Annotated in this window: 14 protein-coding genes; all 14 read right to left on the bottom strand. The window is 60.8% G+C overall.

Annotation, left to right across the window (positions count from 1 at the left end; all coding sequences use genetic code 11):
- Window positions 1-36: 36 nt before the first annotated feature.
- Window positions 37-1,188, bottom strand: a complete 1,152-nt coding sequence (locus C2E19_RS15665; RefSeq protein WP_129393919.1) for an acyl-CoA dehydrogenase family protein — start codon at window positions 1,186-1,188, stop codon at window positions 37-39.
- Window positions 1,189-1,191: 3 nt separating this feature from the next.
- A complete protein-coding gene (locus C2E19_RS15660; protein WP_129393917.1) occupies window positions 1,192-2,298 on the bottom strand; it encodes an enoyl-CoA hydratase/isomerase family protein in 1,107 nt (368 codons plus the stop codon).
- Between the two features lie 234 nt (window positions 2,299-2,532).
- Entirely contained in the window at window positions 2,533-3,219 is a 687-nt protein-coding gene (locus C2E19_RS15655; protein WP_129393915.1) for an HPP family protein, read from the bottom strand.
- Between the two features lie 156 nt (window positions 3,220-3,375).
- A complete protein-coding gene (locus tag C2E19_RS15650) occupies window positions 3,376-4,554 on the bottom strand; it encodes an MFS transporter (protein WP_129393913.1) in 1,179 nt (392 codons plus the stop codon).
- 172 nt (window positions 4,555-4,726) lie between these two features.
- A complete protein-coding gene (locus C2E19_RS15645; RefSeq protein WP_129393911.1) occupies window positions 4,727-5,251 on the bottom strand; it encodes a GNAT family N-acetyltransferase in 525 nt (174 codons plus the stop codon).
- A 119-nt stretch (window positions 5,252-5,370) separates the two neighbouring features.
- A complete protein-coding gene (locus C2E19_RS15640) occupies window positions 5,371-6,969 on the bottom strand; it encodes a glycosyltransferase family 39 protein (protein WP_129393909.1) in 1,599 nt (532 codons plus the stop codon).
- Window positions 6,966-8,345 carry a UDP-glucose/GDP-mannose dehydrogenase family protein gene (locus C2E19_RS15635; protein ID WP_129393906.1) on the bottom strand — a complete coding sequence of 460 codons (1,380 nt, stop codon included), beginning with the start codon at window positions 8,343-8,345 and terminating at the stop codon, window positions 6,966-6,968. Before C2E19_RS15635 ends, C2E19_RS15640 begins: the two co-directional genes overlap by 4 nt.
- Complete coding sequence (gene arnF / locus C2E19_RS15630) at window positions 8,342-8,746, bottom strand: 4-amino-4-deoxy-L-arabinose-phosphoundecaprenol flippase subunit ArnF (RefSeq protein WP_129393904.1); 405 nt, start codon at window positions 8,744-8,746, stop codon at window positions 8,342-8,344. The genes C2E19_RS15635 and arnF overlap by 4 nt, the downstream gene beginning before the upstream one ends.
- The gene (arnE, locus tag C2E19_RS15625) at window positions 8,743-9,087 is read right to left on the bottom strand and encodes a 4-amino-4-deoxy-L-arabinose-phosphoundecaprenol flippase subunit ArnE (RefSeq protein WP_129393902.1); all 345 of its coding nucleotides are present in this window, start codon (window positions 9,085-9,087) and stop codon (window positions 8,743-8,745) included. The genes arnF and arnE overlap by 4 nt, the downstream gene beginning before the upstream one ends.
- Window positions 9,084-10,736 carry a lipid IV(A) 4-amino-4-deoxy-L-arabinosyltransferase gene (gene arnT, locus C2E19_RS15620; protein ID WP_129393900.1) on the bottom strand — a complete coding sequence of 551 codons (1,653 nt, stop codon included), beginning with the start codon at window positions 10,734-10,736 and terminating at the stop codon, window positions 9,084-9,086. The genes arnE and arnT overlap by 4 nt, the downstream gene beginning before the upstream one ends.
- Window positions 10,733-11,617, bottom strand: a complete 885-nt coding sequence (gene arnD / locus C2E19_RS15615) for a 4-deoxy-4-formamido-L-arabinose-phosphoundecaprenol deformylase (protein ID WP_129393898.1) — start codon at window positions 11,615-11,617, stop codon at window positions 10,733-10,735. The genes arnT and arnD overlap by 4 nt, the downstream gene beginning before the upstream one ends.
- Complete coding sequence (gene arnA, locus C2E19_RS15610) at window positions 11,617-13,608, bottom strand: bifunctional UDP-4-amino-4-deoxy-L-arabinose formyltransferase/UDP-glucuronic acid oxidase ArnA (protein WP_129393896.1); 1,992 nt, start codon at window positions 13,606-13,608, stop codon at window positions 11,617-11,619. The genes arnD and arnA overlap by 1 nt, the downstream gene beginning before the upstream one ends.
- Window positions 13,605-14,639: an undecaprenyl-phosphate 4-deoxy-4-formamido-L-arabinose transferase gene (gene arnC / locus C2E19_RS15605; RefSeq protein WP_129393895.1), complete on the bottom strand. Its 1,035-nt coding sequence runs from the start codon at window positions 14,637-14,639 to the stop codon at window positions 13,605-13,607. The genes arnA and arnC overlap by 4 nt, the downstream gene beginning before the upstream one ends.
- Entirely contained in the window at window positions 14,636-15,784 is a 1,149-nt protein-coding gene (gene arnB, locus C2E19_RS15600; protein ID WP_129393893.1) for a UDP-4-amino-4-deoxy-L-arabinose aminotransferase, read from the bottom strand. Before arnB ends, arnC begins: the two co-directional genes overlap by 4 nt.
- Window positions 15,785-16,108 lie beyond the last annotated feature (324 nt).

Below are 16,108 nucleotides of genomic sequence, written 5' to 3'. Positions count from 1 at the left end.
GGAGAGGGCTGGGGTGAGGGAAAGGGGCCAACACCATTACATCTGGTAGTTCTTCAGGTCGCGCGCAATCACCATTCGCTGAATCTCGCTCGAGCCTTCATAGATCTGGGTGATCCGCGCATCGCGGTAGTACTTCTCGACCGGATAATCTTCCAGATAGCCATAGCCGCCATGAATCTGGATCGCTGACGAACAGACCTTCTCGGCCATTTCCGAAGCAAACAGCTTGGCCTGCGACGCCTCAGACAAACACGGTTTACCCGCCGAACGCAGCCGCGCCGCGTGCAGGATCAACAAGCGCGCCGCGTTGATTTGCATGTGCATATCGGCCAGCAAGTTGGCGATGCTCTGGTGCTCGTTGATCGGTTTGCCGAACTGAATACGGTCGCGCGAATAAACCAGCGCCGCTTCAAACGCCGCACGGGCAATGCCCAATGCTTGCGCAGCGATGCCGATGCGTCCGCCCTCGAGATTGGACAAGGCAATCGCCAGGCCTTTGCCGCGTTCGCCAAGCAGATTGGCTTCGGGAATGCGGCAATTGTTCAACGTCACCGCGCAGGTGTCCGACGCACGAATACCCATCTTGTGTTCGGTACGATCAACGATAAAACCGGCGGTATCGGTTGGCACCAGAAACGCCGAAAGGCCTTTCTTGCCGAGATCCGGATCGGTCACGGCAAACACGATCGCCAGTTTCGCCCGTTTGCCGTTGCTGACGAATTGCTTGGCGCCGTTGATCACCCATTGGCCATCGCGCAGTTCGGCGCGGGTGCGCAGGTTGTGCGCTTCGGAGCCGGCCTGCGGTTCGGTCAGGCAGAAGCAACCGATGGCTTGGCCGCTGGCGAGATCCGCCAGCCAGGTCTGTTTCTGCGCTTCGCTGCCGTAATTGAGCACCGGGCCGCAGCCGACCGAGTTGTGAATACTCATGAACGCGCCGGTCGCGCCGTCGCCAGCGGAGATCTCCTCGACCGCCAAGGCATAGGCCACGTAGTCGACATAGGTGCCGCCCCATTCTTCGGGCACGACCATGCCGAGCAAACCCAGCTCGCCCATCTTCGCGATCAGCGCGTCGTCGATCCAGCCAGCCTTTTCCCAGGCTTGCGCGTGTGGCGCGATTTCGCCACGGGCAAAGTCCCGGGCCATGTCGCGGATCATCACTTGTTCTTCAGTCAGTTCGAGATCGTGCATGGCTCAGCTCCCGCTCTCATCAAAGCCGTGGAAGAAACTCGCGACATGCGCTGCGTCCAGCGCAGCGAGGGTTGGCGGGTTCCAGCGAGGTGTCTTGTCTTTGTCGATCAGAAGGGCGCGCACGCCTTCGATCAGGTCACCGCGCGCGAACCACTGGCGATCCAGGTGCAGTTCCAGCGCGAAGCAATGTTCCAGGCTCAGATGGCGCCCACGACGGAGCATTTCCAGGGTCACGGCCATGGCCAGTGGCGAACGGGTTTCGAGCAAACCAGCGGTGGTGGTTGCCCACTCATGGCTGTCGGCGACAGTCACCGCGCGCAATTGCTCGACCATGCTCGGTACGTCGGGCAGGGCGAAGAAGTGGTCGATGGCCGGGCGCAACGCTTCAAGCGGCGCATCGGGCAGGGTTTGCACGGCGTGTTTGGCCAACAGGTTCTGCAAGGCCTTGAGCGGCGTGTCCTGCCATTCCATCGTGTCGAGTTTTTCATCGAGCAGCGCCAGTTTGCTGCTGTCCAGATACCAGTCGGCCAGCCCGCAATACAGCGCGTCCGCCGCGCGAATCTGCACGCCGCTGACGCCCAGATAAATCCCCAGCTCACCGGGAATCCGTGGCAGGAAATAGCTGCCGCCGACATCCGGGAAGTAACCGATGGCCACTTCCGGCATCGCCAGACGGCTTTTTTCGGTGACCACGCGCAGATCCGCGCCTTGCACCAGACCCATGCCACCGCCGAGGACGAAACCGTCCATCAACGCCAGCACTGGTTTGCGGTAGTGATGAATCGTCAGGTCGAGGGCATATTCTTCGACGAAGAAATCTTCGTGCAGCGTGTCGCCGCTTTTGAAGCTGTCGTACAGGGAACGAATATCGCCACCCGCGCAGAAGGCTTTTTCACCGGCACCGCGCAGCACCAGGGCATGCACATCGGCGTCAGTCGCCCAGGCATCGAGCTGCTGTTGCAGCAAGCGCACCATGTCGAGGGTTATGGCATTGAGACCGGCGGGGCGGTTGAGGGTCAGGTGACCGATGTGATTGCGAACCTCGGCCAGCACTTCGTTTTGCATGGCATCCATGGACGGTGTCCGCGGGGATGAAGCCTGAGCTGTCATCAGTAACTCCCTGCTTTTATTGTCTTTATTCGAGAAGCTCGCGCGCGAGCGTTACCGGATCGTAACAGTGCAAATTTGCCTTGTACAACGGGGATATCTGCAGGGCCTGTCTGCGTTTTTACCTTACCCAAAAATATACGCGGACTCATGTAGGAGCTGCCGCAGGCTGCGATCTTTTGATCTTAAAAAACAGGATCAAAAGATCGCAGCCTGCGGCAGCTCCTACATAAGGGGTCAGGTGAAGGTGGCGGTAATGCTGCGGCGCTTGGCGTGCAGTTCGCTGGCGTGGATCAGTTGTTCGAGGTCTTCGGGGGTGATGTCGATGAAGGCTTGCATGTCCGCCAAGGCGAGTTTGAGGTCTTCGGCGGTGATCGCCTGAGTGTCGACGGGCGCCACCAGCGGCGCCGGTTCGGCCGGGCGTTTCGGGTAACGGATGCGTGTCAGGTTGTTGTAGGCCAAGGCGCTGAGCAGCATGCACGCGGCGCCGAGCATTACCGGTGCCATGGCTTTCCAGTCGAGGGCGATGGTCGCGGGGTCGGCCAGCACCAGCGTCAGTGCCAACGCGCCAGCGGGTGGATGCAGGCAACGCAGCCAGCACATCAGGATCAGCGCCATGCCCGCCGCCAGGCAAGCGCTGCCCAAGGTTCGGCCGAGTACGTGGGCCACGAGCAAGGCGACGACACCGGCAGACAAATAACCGCCGAGAATCGACCACGGCTGGGCGAGGGCGCCAGACGACACGGCAAACAGCAACACGGCCGAGGCGCCCAGCGGACCGATCAGGTGATAGGCGACTTCATGCCCGAACACCCGCGCGCAGAACCACACGCTGAACAGCGTGCCCAACGCCATGCCGATGGCGGCGCGGCTCCATTCGGAGGGGCGGGTATTGATGGCGGCGGGCAACCAGCGTGCGAGCATGTGAATCCAGTCCTTGCAACAAATTCGGGGCAAAAAAAAGGACTTGTCCGGCAATCCGGAAAGCCCTCGAAGTGTTCCAACATTGGGGGAGGAACACACACAGTTTGCCGATCTATCTCGATGCTGACAAATTCATATTAATGCAGCTTCAGTGCATTATTTTTGCACAGAAGCGGCTCTTCGGCAGCTGACGAAACACAAATAACCGCCCAATGCCGCCAATGCGCTCAAAGCATAGAACATGCTCGGTGCCGGTGTGTGCATCAACAGAAAGCCGCACATCACCGGGCTCACCGCGCCACCCAGTGCTGCCAGATTCTGCGCGCCGTAGTAGCTGCCGCGCAGTTCCTCTGGGGCCAGCGTGTCGACAAACAGAAAGTCTGCCGGGTAAATGATCATCTCGCCCAAGGTGAAAATGAACATCGCCACGCACCAGCCAACCAGGCTGTCGGCGACGCTGAAACCGATCAGCCCGCCGATGAACAGTGCGGTGCCGCCGGCAATCCAGCGGCGCAGATGTTCGCGCGTGAGGAAACGGCCGATCTGGTATTGCAACAGGATCACCGTGATCGCATTGCAGGCGAGCAGGGCGGCCATGGTGTCGAGCGTCTGTTGCTGGGTGTGGGTCACCAGCAGGTATTGCGACAGGTACAGGGTGAAGCGTCCGTGCACCAGCGTGCTGAGCAGGCAACCGAGGGTAAACAGGATCATCGTGCGGTCATTCTTGAGGATGACCAGGGTCTTCAGAAAGCTTTGCGGCTGACCAGGCGGCGCAATCGGCTTGGCGTCTTTGCCGGCCCCGAGCAGGAGAAAAATGCTGCCAATGGCAATCGCCCCGGCGACGATAAACGGCGCTGACGGCTGGATGCCGGCAATCACCACGCCGATCATCGGGCCGACGGCATAGCCGATATTGGTCAGCGTGTAGTTCAGCGAAAACGCCTTGACCCGTTGGCCGACCGGCAGGTTTTCACTGAGGATCGCCTTGGAGCAGATCATGAACAGCGCCGAGGCGGTTTCGCTGATGATCAGTACCAGCGTCACCAGATACAGGTTTTGCGCAAAGGTCAGCAGGATCAGGCCGATACCGCTGGAGAGCATGGTCAGGATCAGCAACTGGCGCTTATCGAGCCGGTCGATGATGTAGCCGCCGTACAGCGACAACAGCGTGGCGCTGAACACCGCGATGCCCAGCAGCAGGCCGACGTCTTGCGGGTTTAGGTCGAGTTTGTTGCTGAGGAACAGGGTCAGCAGCGGGCCGATCAGGGCGCGGCTGACGACGACGGTCAGCGAGCTGATCATCAACCGGCGGATGAAGCGTGAGTAGGTGGCCACGAAGGGTCAATGTCCTTATTTGAAAATGCCTGGCGGGCGTACGCCATCCTCACCGCGCAGCCATTCCCGGTCAAACACAATCCGGTAGGCGCTGTTGCAGGCTGCGATCTTTTGATTTCGGGACGCGGAGCGAGGGAACGATCAGTCAAAAGATCGCAGCCTGCGGCAGCGCCTACAGGGGATTGGTGGGCAGGTGCATGGCGCAGCGGCGTTCTGCGGGAAAGTGGTGGGCGATTTCAGACTGTAGTGCGTCGTCTAGATGGCCAAAGGTGTGTGCGGGCGGCAACTCGATAAAACCCATGCGTTGATAGAACGGCGCATTCCACGGCAGGTCGCGAAACGTGGTCAATGTCACTGCCTGCAATTGTTGCTGGCGGGCCTTCTCAATGGCTGCCGTCACCAGTGCACGACCGATGCCCTGGCCCTGAAAGCCCTGACTGACGGACAGTTCTTCAATGTGCAATTGCCCATCGATTTGCACCGCGCGAAGAAACCCGGCCAGTTGCCCCTCGGTGTTTTCAGCCACCCACACGTGTTTGTGCTGGATCGCCAATAAGTGCTGCGCGACATCCGGCACCTCGGCGTCGGCCAGCCAGGCCAGTGAGGGATCAAGACGAAACAGTTCGGCAGCCGAACGTTCGATGGCGGGGAGGGCAACCGCGTCAGCGGGCCGTGCAAGACGAATGAGCATATTCATGTAGGAGCTGCCGCAGGCTGCGATCTTTTGATTTCGGGACGCGAAGCGTCCCCCGGCTGCATTCCCACGCCGAGCGTGGGAACGATCAAGGATCAAAAGATCGCAGCCTTCGGCAGCGCCTACAAGGGTTTCAGGTGCAGGAGGACGTAATCATTTTTGTCGAAACGGCCGCTGAGCACCGGTTGCAGCTGTTCCAGCGGCGTGCCCTTGAGCGATTGCAAATCGCCGCGATCCATCATCAGCCACGCCGGCGCCTTGAGCGCTTCCAGTTGTGGCACCGATTCAGTGAACTGCGGTTGCAGGTCCTGCTCAAGATTGACCATGAACTTGATCGCCTTGGCGTCTTTGCCCATGCCGTGCAGTACCAGCGGCGCCGGTGCCTGCTCTACCTGCGCGAACACTGCGCGGCTGAACGCCTGCGTGTCATACAGCCGCCGTTCCACCGGTTCGAACACTGCCGCATACACCGTCCACAATGCCAACACGGCACACAGCGCGAGCACCTCTGCACGCCAGCGCGGGATCAACAGGCGCGAGAGTGCCGCCAGTTGCAACACACCCAGCGCGATCGCAACCAAGGTGATGTCGCTCAATTGCTCGGGAAACCTGCGCCGCGCAATCAGCAGCGTGACCAGCAACAATCCCGGCGTCAGCAGCCACAGACCCAGGAGCAAACCGCGCAACCAGCGGAATACCCGCCCATGCATCACCTGAAACGGATACGCCGCGATGATCGCCGCCATGGGCAACATCGGCAGCAGGTAGCGCGCCTTTTTCGCCTGCGGAATCGACAAGCCGAGCATCACGATCAAGCCGGCGGCCGCGCAATACTGCACCAGGCGCAATGCCGGGCCGCGCTGCTGTGGTTTGCTCAGCCAGGTCGCCGCCAACGCGAGCAATGCCAGCGGGTACGCCAGCGCATAGTTGCCCAGCGAGCTGGTGAAGTAATACAGCGAACCGCTGACGCCTTCGCTGCCGTCCATGCGTCCCATGAACTGCATGCGGATCACGTCCTGCACGAATGCCGGCCCGCCGCTGACCTGCGCCAGCCACAACAACAGGCCAATACAGGCGGCCAGCAACACCGAGGCGAGCACACCAAACACCAGCAACCGTGACCACTCGCGGTTGAGCAGGTAATAACTGCACAGCATGCCGGTCGGCACCACCAGGCCGATCGGCCCGCGAACACCGAAACCGAGCAACAGCAAAGCGAAGATCAACGGCCAGCGCCGCCCGCGGGCAAAATGCTCATGGGCATAACCCAGATAAAACACCGCAAGTGCCACTGCGGCGAGCATCAAGTCCTGCGACACCGCACGCACTTCAGTGACAAAAGTGCTGGTGAGCAACAACAACGCAATGCTGATCAACGCCCAGCGCCGCGAATAGGGTGCCAACAGCCGATACATCAACGTCACGATTGCCGCGCCGGCAATTGCGCTCGGCGCCCACGCGGCAAAGGCGTTGACCGTGCCGAACGGCAGCGACAGCAGCCAGATGAACAACGTCGACAGTGCCGAATAATCGGCGTACGGCTGGCCATACGTTGTCGGAAACCAGGTCGGTCCATGACGCAGCATTTCTTGTGCGAACAACACGAAGCGCGAATCGAAACCGATCGGAGCCTGCCCGTAGACCCCGGCCATGAACAATAAAAACGCCAGCAGCCCGAGAATCAGGGACTGCCGGCGAATGTCAGGCGATAAGGTGATCAAGCGACGTCAGACGCATGCGGCCATTGTTGCAGCGGAATCGGCAGCTTGCGCGATTCGCCACGGCCCATCGGGAAGTAATGGAAGCCGTTACGCGCCAGGCGCTCGGCGTCGTAGAGGTTACGACCGTCGAAGATCACCGGGGTATTCAGGCGTTGCTTGATCAGCTCGAAATCCGGTGCCTTGAACTGCTGCCATTCGGTGCAGATGATCAACGCATCGGCGCCGGGCAGTACCGACTCCGGGGTGCCCATCAGCATCAGTTTCGATTCGTCCGGGTAGAGATTTTGCGTTTCCTGCATGGCCTCCGGGTCGAACGCGCGCACGCTGGCGCCGGCGGCCCACAACTCTTCCAGCAGGACGCGGCTTGGCGCGTCGCGCATGTCATCGGTGTTCGGCTTGAACGCCAGGCCCCAGAGGGCGAAGGTCTTGCCGCGCAAATCACCCTTGTAGAACGCGTTGATGCGCTCGAACAATTTGTGTTTCTGCCGCTGATTGATCGCCTCGACCGCTTGCAGCAAGTCGCTGGAGCAATGCGCTTCCTCGGCGCTGTGAATCAGTGCACGCATGTCTTTCGGGAAGCACGAGCCGCCGTAACCACAGCCCGGATAGATGAAGTGATAACCGATGCGCGTGTCGGCACCGATGCCCTGACGCACCGATTCGATATCGGCGCCGAGGTGTTCGGCCAGCTCGGCGATCTGGTTGATGAAGCTGATCTTGGTCGCCAGCATGCAGTTGGCCGCGTACTTGGTCAGCTCGGCGCTGCGCAGGTCCATGAACATGATGCGGTCGTGGTTGCGGTTGAACGGCGAATACAGATCACGCATCACGTCGCGCACCTCGTCACCTTCGCAGCCAATGACGATGCGGTCCGGACGCCGGCAGTCGGCAACTGCCGAACCTTCCTTGAGAAATTCCGGGTTGGAGACGATGTCGAACTGCAGCAAGCGACCGACCTTGATCAGGGCTTTTTCGATGTGCGTGCGCAAGGTATCGCCGGTGCCGACCGGCACCGTGGATTTCTCCACCAGAATCAGCGGCTGCTCACGATGGCGGGCGATGGCATCACCGACCGACAGCACGTAGCGCAGATCTGCCGAGCCGTCTTCACGCGATGGCGTCCCCACTGCAATAAAGGCCACGCGACCGTGCTGCACGGCGAGTTTTTCATCGGTGGTAAACAACAGGCGCTTGGAATCGAGACCTTCGCGCACCAGGCTGGCCAGCCCCGGTTCGAAGATGCTGACGTGACCCTGGCGCAACAGGTCGACCTTCTTCTGGTCGACGTCCATGCACACGACGTCATGACCGACCTCGGCCAATACGGCCGCTTGCACCAGACCGACGTAACCGCTGCCAAATACTGTGATTTTCATGGAGCACTCCTGAATTCGGGCGCACGAGCCGGACGAGTGTTAATGGTGATGACCCCGAGCATGACCAGCGCCACGCCCAGTGATTTAGTGAAACTGAAGGATTCGTTGAACAGCGGCAGACTGGCCGCCAACAGGTACACCAGCGCGTAGCTGATGCTCAGCAGTGAATAGGCGCGGCCCAACGGCAGGTCGCGCAGGGCGGCGAGCCAGCAGAGCATTGACAGGGCGTAGGCGAAAATCGCCGCAACCACCACGGCCAAGGCGCGCAGATCGAGGCTGTCGATGGCCAGCCATTGTTCCGGCGCGGGCAGGCGCGTCATGCTCCAGCGCATGCCCAGTTGCGCAGCACTGACCAACAACACGCTGCCGAGGGCGAAGGTGATGCCACGACGCTGATTCATGATTGTTGCCCCAGCAACACCACGCCGCCGATCACCAACGCCACGCCGAGCCAATGCTGGCGGTCGATCGGTTCATGGAAGACGAAGCGGGCGATCAGCGTGATCAGGACGAAATTGAGGCTGAGCATCGGGTAGGCGATGCCGACTTCGAGACGCTGCAACACCAGCAACCAGACCAGCAGACCGGAGCCGAGGGCGAGCAGCGCCAGCCATAACCATGGCGAACGCAGTTTGTCGGCCCAGCCCGACTCGACGCCGCGCCAACTTTCCACGGCGTATTTTTGTGCAACCTGGCCGAGACAGGTCAGCAGGCACGCGGCCAACAGCAGCAACAGGCTCATGACGCCTCCTTGGGCAGAATCATGATCACCAGGTTGCCCTGCTCATAACGGATGCCGTCCTTTGGCAGTCGGTCGATTTCGTCCAGTTCGTCCTGCCCCTTGACGCGCATCACCACGCCGACCGAACCGCTGCGGCGCGCCTCGCGCATCCACTGTTGCACTTGATCGGGATCGACCCGTTGCTGAATGCCGTCAGGATAGGCAAGGCCATATTTCAATTCGCCTATCGTGTTGTACAACGCCACTTGCGGGCGTTTGACCCGCCAGGCCAGCGCGGACGCAGCGCCGAGATCGTTGCTCAACAGGTGTTCGGTCTGCGCCAGTTCGGTGATGTGATGCTTGATGAACTGATCAGGCATCTTGTTGGCGACCACCGATTTCGGCAGCGCCGCCGGTAGCACGGCAATCAGCAGCAGACTGCCGAACGCCGGGGCGGCCCAGCATTGCAGGGGCAGGAAGGCTTGCAGCAGGTTGGCGATGATCCAGCCGATCAGGGCAATGAACACCAGCACCATGCTGTGCAGCTCATGGTCATACACCGGTTTGGTCAATTGCAGGTACACCAACGCGATCAGCGTGACGATGCCCAGCGCCAGGTTGAGCAGACCGTTGACGCTCAGTGCCCGGCCTTGTTCCTGGTACAGGCGGTCGGCCAGCGCGTTACCCAGCAGCAACGCCATCGGCAGCAGGCACGGCAGGATGTAAGTCGGCAGCTTGCCGTTGCTCAGGCTGAAAAACGCCAGTGGCATCAGCAGCCACAGCAACAGGAACAGCACTTTCGGTTGAGCACGGCTTTGCCAGGCCTGCTTGAAAGCGGTCGGCAGCAAACCGACCCACGGCAGACTGAACGCCACCAGCAGCGGCAGGTAAAACCACCACGGCGCGTCGTGTTGGGCATCGTCACCGGCGAAGCGGCGAATGTGCTCGTGCCAGAAGAAAAACCGCCAGTAATCCGCTTCCTGCGCATGCACCGACAGCACCCACGGCAGACTGACAATGATCGCCACGGCAATCGCCACCGGGCCGTATGTCAGCAGTTCACGCCAGCGCTTTTGCCAGAGCATCCACGGCAGGGCGATCAGCACCGGCAGCAGCCAGGCGAGAAAACCCTTGGTCATGAAACCCATGCCGCACGCCAGCCCGAGCAGCGCCCACGCGGCCATGCGTTTGCCGCTGGTGTGACTGTCGACGGCAAACCACAGCGCCACCAGACTCAGGTTGACCCAAAAGGTGAATTGCGGATCAAGGTTGGCGTAACCAGCCTGACCGGCAACAATCGTGAAGCTCATGTAGAGCAGGGCGCAGGCAAAGCTCTTGCGCGGCTGGTTCCACAAACGCCGGGCCACCAGGTAGCACAGCAACACGCTCAACCCGGTGCTCAGTGCCGAGGCAAAGCGCACGCCGAACAGGTTCTGCCCGAACAATTCCTGACCCAGCGCAATCATCCAATAGCCGGCAATCGGCTTCTCGAAATAGCGCAGGCTCATGAAATGCGGCGACACCCAGTTACCGCTCAGCAGCATGTCCTGGCTGATCTGTGCGTAGCGGGTTTCATCGGGAATCCACAAACCATGACTGCCCAGCGGCAGCAGATAAGCCAGCAGGCAGATTCCCAATAACAAGAGCGGCAATGCCCAGCGTTTAGTCATGCGCCTTGCACTCCCAGCCAGCCTTCACGGCCGTCGAGGGCGCCGCGTTGTACGCGACCCACGGGCAAGGTGTTGAAGAACTCGGGCAACAAGTCGCCCAGCGGTGCGAAGTCGATGTTGCGCAGGCGCGCATCGGCCAGCAATTGACGAAAATCCTCAGCCATCAGAATCCCTTCTACCTCGGCGTGAATGGTGTAGACGTTGAGCTGTTGCGGGCGAAAGTGATCAAGGATGAAACCGTTGAAATCCCGCGCGGCGACGATCGGGCCGACCACTTCATCGAAGGTCGGCAGGTCCACCGGGATCTGCGGCGTCCCCGGTGTGCCATCGGCGAGCAATGGACGAAACAGGCGCTGCCCCCGGCAATCGCTGTTGTAGCGAAAGCCGAAAGCCTGCTTGGCTTCGATCACGCGCTCGTCCGCGCGCCAGCCGGCGGCGGCTGAACAGGTGATCTTCTCGCCGAGAATGTCGCTCAAGGTGTCGACGCCCTGACGGATCTGCTCGACCAGCTGTTCGTTGCTCCAGCGCCCGGCATTGGCTTGCCAGCCGTGGTGATCCCAGGCATGCAAACCGACTTCATGACCGGCATCGCGGGCCTGACGCATCAGGTGCCCTAGGTCACGGCCAATCGGTTTGCCCGGCCAGGCAGTCCCGGCCAGCAGAATGTCCCAGCCATACAGGCCGGCCGCGTTGGAACGAAGCATCTTCCAGAAGAACTGCGGGCGGATCAGGCGCCACAGATGCCGGCCCATGTTGTCGGGGCCGACACTGAAGAAAAACGTCGCCTTGATCTGCGCCTCGTCGAGTATTTCCAGCAAACGCGGCACACCTTCACGGGTGCCGCGAAAGGTGTCGACATCGATACGAAGTCCTGCTTGCATCAGCGCTTGTCCGCGATTTCGAGCATGGCCTCGCGCAAGAAGAAATCCAGCGTGTTGCCGATGGTCTCGCGCATTTCCACGGTTGGCGTCCAGTCGAGCAGGCGCTTGGCGTTGGCGATGCTTGGCTTGCGGTGCTCGACGTCCTGATAACCGGCGCCGTAGAACGCTTTGCTCTCGACGTCGCGGAAACCGGCGAACGGCGGGAAGTTGCTGCGCAGCGGATGCGCTTCGAACTGGCGCAGCAGCTCTTCGCCCAACTGACGGATGCTGGCTTCGTTGTCCGGGTTGCCGATGTTGATGATCTGGCCGTTGCAGACGTCGTTGTCGTTATCGATGATCCGCGCCAGTGCCTCGACGCCGTCAGCGATATCGGTGAAGCAGCGTTTCTGCTCGCCGCCGTCGAACAGACGGATCGGCGTGCCCTCGACCAGGTTGAGGATCAACTGGGTGATGGCGCGGGAGCTGCCGATACGTGCCGAGTCCAGGCGATCGAGACGCGGGCCCATCCAGTTGAAAGGACGGAACAGGGTGAAATTCAGGCCTTTGGCGCCGTACGCCCAGATCACCCGGTCGAGCAGTTGCTTGGAGACGGAGTAGATCCAGCGCTGCTTGTTGATCGGGCCAACCACCAGGTTGGACGAGTCTTCGTCGAAATGCTTGTCCTGGCACATGCCGTAGACTTCCGAGGTCGACGGGAAGATCACGCGCTTGTTGTACTTGACGCAGTAGCGCACCAGTTTGAGGTTTTCTTCGAAGTCGAGTTCGAACACGCGCAGCGGGTTACGGGTGTATTCGATCGGCGTGGCGATGGCCACCAGCGGCAGGACCACGTCGCACTTCTTGATGTGGTACTCGATCCACTCGGAGTGAATGCTGATGTCGCCTTCCACGTAATGGAAGTGCGGATGGCTGCGCAGACGGTCGATGGCGTCGGAACCGATGTCCAGGCCATAGACTTCGTAGCGGTCATCACGCAGCAGACGCTCGGACAAGTGATTGCCGATAAAGCCGTTGACGCCCAGGATCAACACACGGGTACGACGTGGCGCACGACCGGACTCGGCGCCGCGCAGCAGCGAGCCGTCGACCAGACCCAACTCGTTGGCCAGTTGCGGGCCGCTGAGGAACAGGCCGTTGTCGTTGCGCTGGCCGGAGAGCACCACCAGCGAATCTTCACCGCAGGCAATGCGCAGCGGATCGACGCTGATCACGCGGCCCGGTGCCTGACCGTGGTTGCCTTTGACGACTGCAGCGCTCCAGACGATCAGTTTGTGTTCGCCCACGGCGCAGAAAGCACCCGGATAGGGTTGGGTTACGGCACGCACCAGATTGAACAGTTGCTCGGCCGGTTGCGCCCAGACCAGTTTGCCGTCGGCGGCAGTGCGACGACCGAATACCGTGGCTTTCGATTCGTCCTGCGCGGTTTCGCTGATCTTGCCTTGGAGCATTGCTGGCAGGGTATCGCGCAGCAGGTCGGAGGCGGCGATGCGCAGTTTGCCGTGCAGGCTCAGCGCGGTGTCGCTGCGCTCGATGGCCACGCGTTGCTGGGCGACGATGGCGCCGGCGTCGGCACGCTTGACCATGCGGTGCAGGGTCACGCCGGTTTCGGTCTCGCCGTTGACCAGTACCCAGTTGGCCGGGGCGCGACCACGGTAGCTCGGCAGCAGCGAACCGTGCAGGTTGAACGCGCCTTTTTTGGCAGTGGCCAGCAGCGCTTCGCTCAGCAGGTTGCGGTAGTAGAACGAGAAGATGAACTCCGGGTCGAGCTTGGCAATGCGCTCGATCCACAGTGGGTGATTGACGTCTTCCGGGGCGTGCACCGGGATGCCTTTTTGCGCGCACAGTTGCGCAACCGAGGCATAGAAAGCGGTTTCTTTCGGGTCATCGGCGTGAGTGAACACGGCAGCGATGTCGTAGCCGCTGTCGAGCAGGGCTTGAATGCCGGCGCAGCCAATGTCGTGGTAAGCGAAGACAACAGTTTTTGCACTCATGAGAGAACCTGACCGGAAGTAGAAGTGGAATTGGAAGTGGAAGAAAGACCGTCAACGGTGACCGCAGGCGCCGGGTGGGCGGCGTGGCTGCGCAAGACTTTTTCAATGAAGAAACGCGGGCGGGCGCGCACGTCGCTGTACATGCGCCCAAGGTATTCGCCGAGCAGGCCCATGCCGATGAACTGGCCACCGGTGAACACGAACAACACGGCGAACAGCACAAACAAGCCATCGCCCGCCCAGCCGGCGCCGAGCGTCAGGCGCAGGACAATCAGCACGGCGGCAAACAACAAGCCGAGCCCGGCCATGGCGAAGCCGACGATGCTCAGCAAGCGCAACGGCGTGGTGGTCATGCAGGTGATCAGGTCGAACATCAGGTTGATCAAACGCATCGGGCTGTATTTCGAATCGCCGTGTTCACGCTCGGCGTGGGCGACGACGATTTCCGTGGTGTGGCGGGCGAAGCTGTTGGCCAGAATCGGGATGAAGGTGCTGCGTTCGCGGCAGGCGAGCATCGCGTCGATGATCGTCCGGCGGTAAGCGCGGAGCATGCAGCCGTAGTCGCTCATGGCGACACCGGTGGAGCGTTGCACGGCGAGGTTGATCAGCTTCGACGGGTAGCGGCGCAGCGCCGAATCCTGGCGGTTGCCGCGCACGGTGCCGACCACGTCGTAACCCTTTTCGGCTTCGGCGACCAGGCGCGGGATTTCTTCCGGCGGGTTCTGCAGGTCGGCGTCGAGGGTGATGACCACGTCGCCCTTGCACTGTTCGAAACCGGCCATGATTGCCGCGTGCTGGCCGTAGTTGCGGTTGAGAATGACCGCGACGAACGGGCTGTCGACGCGGGTCGCGGCTTCTTCAAGAAGGTTGGCGGATTCGTCACGGCTACCGTCGTCGACGAGGACGATTTCATAGTCGTGACGCAGCATCCGGCACGCCGCTTCGGTGCGGCGCAACAGTTCCGGCAGGCTGTCCTGTTCGTTGTAGACCGGGATGACGATCGACACACAGCGGATCGGATAGGGTTTCACAGGCGTTTGTCCATAAGAGTGGCGATGGCGCCGACCACGCGATCAAGGTCTTGATTGCGCATGTCGGGGAACAACGGAATCGAGCACAGCCGCGCCGAGTTCCATTCGGTGTTGGGCAGGTACAGGTCGGGATCATGCTGGCGATACCAGGTGTGCAGGTGGGTGGCGATGAAATGGATACCGGTGCCGATGCCCTGGTCCTGCAAGCCTTTCATGAAGGCTTCGCGGTCCATGCCACAGCGCTCGCTGTCGATGCGCAGGATGAACAGGTGCCAAGCGTGGGTTTGTGCGTAAGACGGTACGGCCAGCGGTTGCACCGGCAGGCCTTCGAGTTTTTGCCAGTAGGCGGCGGCCAGTTCAGTGCGGCGCGCGTTGATTGCATCCAGGCGCTCGAGCTGCACCAGCGCGATGGCAGCGTTGATGTCGGCCAGGTTGTATTTGAAACCCGGTTCCATCACCTGCGCCTGCGGCTTGCGGCCACCGGTCAGGCGGTCGTAGGCATCCACACCGAGGCCGTGGAATTTGAGCATGCGCACACGGCTGGCCAGGGCTTCGTCGTCGGTGACGAACATCGCGCCTTCGGCACAGGTCATGTTCTTGATCGCATGGAACGAGAAAATCGCCGTGCCTTGCGAGCCAACGTGGCGGCCCTTGTAGCGTGTGCCGGCGGCATGGGCGGCGTCTTCGATCACTGCGATGCCGTGCTTATCGGCCAGCGCGTACAGCGGATCGAGATCGAATGCGGCGCCGGCGTAATGCACCGGGATGATCGCTTTGGTACGTGGGGTGATTGCCGCTTCGATACGCGCAGCATCGGTCATCAGGGTGTCGCGGTCGACATCGACGAACACCGGTTTGGCGCCGAGCAGCGAGATCATGTTGGCGGTCGAGACCCAGGTTTGCGACGGAGTGATGACTTCGTCACCCGGGCCGATGCCCAAGGCGAGCAGCGCGATGTGCATGCCACCGGTTGCCGAGGAAAGTGCTACCGCATGCCGGCAACCAACGTAGTCTGCGAATTGTTCTTCGAGTGCCTGATTTTTAGGCCCGGTGGTAATCCAGCCGGAACGCAATACTTGCTCTACGGCTGCAATTTCTTCTTCGCCGATACTCGGGCGAGAAAAAGGGAGAAACGCCTGACTCATGGACACCTCATCACAAACAATCAGAAGAAAACCAACTCTTTCAATAGGATCCAATCTCAGCGTAGACGCAAAAATTACCTTTGCATCAATAAGTTGCTGAAACGGCTTCCGTCGGGGGCTGGTTGACTTTTGTGGCTTCGCGCGGCAGTTTGGACAGGGCCGGCACGGGATCTGTTGGAATTAAGGTTATGCCCGTTTTTGTGAAAGGAACATGAAAAACCGGTCGGCGAATCGTTTATCTGAAACTCATACAGCCGCTGTTCAGACTTCTACCGTTTATCGTCATTTTTAGTAGAAAAGTCCTACAGAAGTGTTCCCCTTAGA

This window comes from Pseudomonas sp. DTU12.3 (assembly GCF_004124275.1).
GTDB classification, from domain to species: domain Bacteria; phylum Pseudomonadota; class Gammaproteobacteria; order Pseudomonadales; family Pseudomonadaceae; genus Aquipseudomonas; species Aquipseudomonas helmanticensis.
Note: the sequence above shows the minus strand (reverse complement) of the source record. Positions and strands in the feature narration are given on the sequence as shown.

What these genes read in the sequence shown, in the direction of transcription:
- arnD (WP_129393898.1), bottom strand. Translation starts at nt 11,617, where the DNA reads ATGCAAGCAGGACTTCGTATCGATGTCGACACCTTTCGCGGCACCCGT.
- C2E19_RS15655 (WP_129393915.1), bottom strand. Translation starts at nt 3,219, where the DNA reads ATGCTCGCACGCTGGTTGCCCGCCGCCATCAATACCCGCCCCTCCGAA.
- C2E19_RS15645 (WP_129393911.1), bottom strand. Translation starts at nt 5,251, where the DNA reads ATGAATATGCTCATTCGTCTTGCACGGCCCGCTGACGCGGTTGCCCTC.
- arnA (WP_129393896.1), bottom strand. Translation starts at nt 13,608, where the DNA reads ATGAGTGCAAAAACTGTTGTCTTCGCTTACCACGACATTGGCTGCGCC.
- C2E19_RS15660 (WP_129393917.1), bottom strand. Translation starts at nt 2,298, where the DNA reads ATGACAGCTCAGGCTTCATCCCCGCGGACACCGTCCATGGATGCCATG.
- arnT (WP_129393900.1), bottom strand. Translation starts at nt 10,736, where the DNA reads ATGACTAAACGCTGGGCATTGCCGCTCTTGTTATTGGGAATCTGCCTG.
- arnB (WP_129393893.1), bottom strand. Translation starts at nt 15,784, where the DNA reads ATGAGTCAGGCGTTTCTCCCTTTTTCTCGCCCGAGTATCGGCGAAGAA.
- C2E19_RS15635 (WP_129393906.1), bottom strand. Translation starts at nt 8,345, where the DNA reads ATGAAAATCACAGTATTTGGCAGCGGTTACGTCGGTCTGGTGCAAGCG.
- C2E19_RS15665 (WP_129393919.1), bottom strand. Translation starts at nt 1,188, where the DNA reads ATGCACGATCTCGAACTGACTGAAGAACAAGTGATGATCCGCGACATG.
- arnE (WP_129393902.1), bottom strand. Translation starts at nt 9,087, where the DNA reads ATGAGCCTGTTGCTGCTGTTGGCCGCGTGCCTGCTGACCTGTCTCGGC.
- arnF (WP_129393904.1), bottom strand. Translation starts at nt 8,746, where the DNA reads ATGAATCAGCGTCGTGGCATCACCTTCGCCCTCGGCAGCGTGTTGTTG.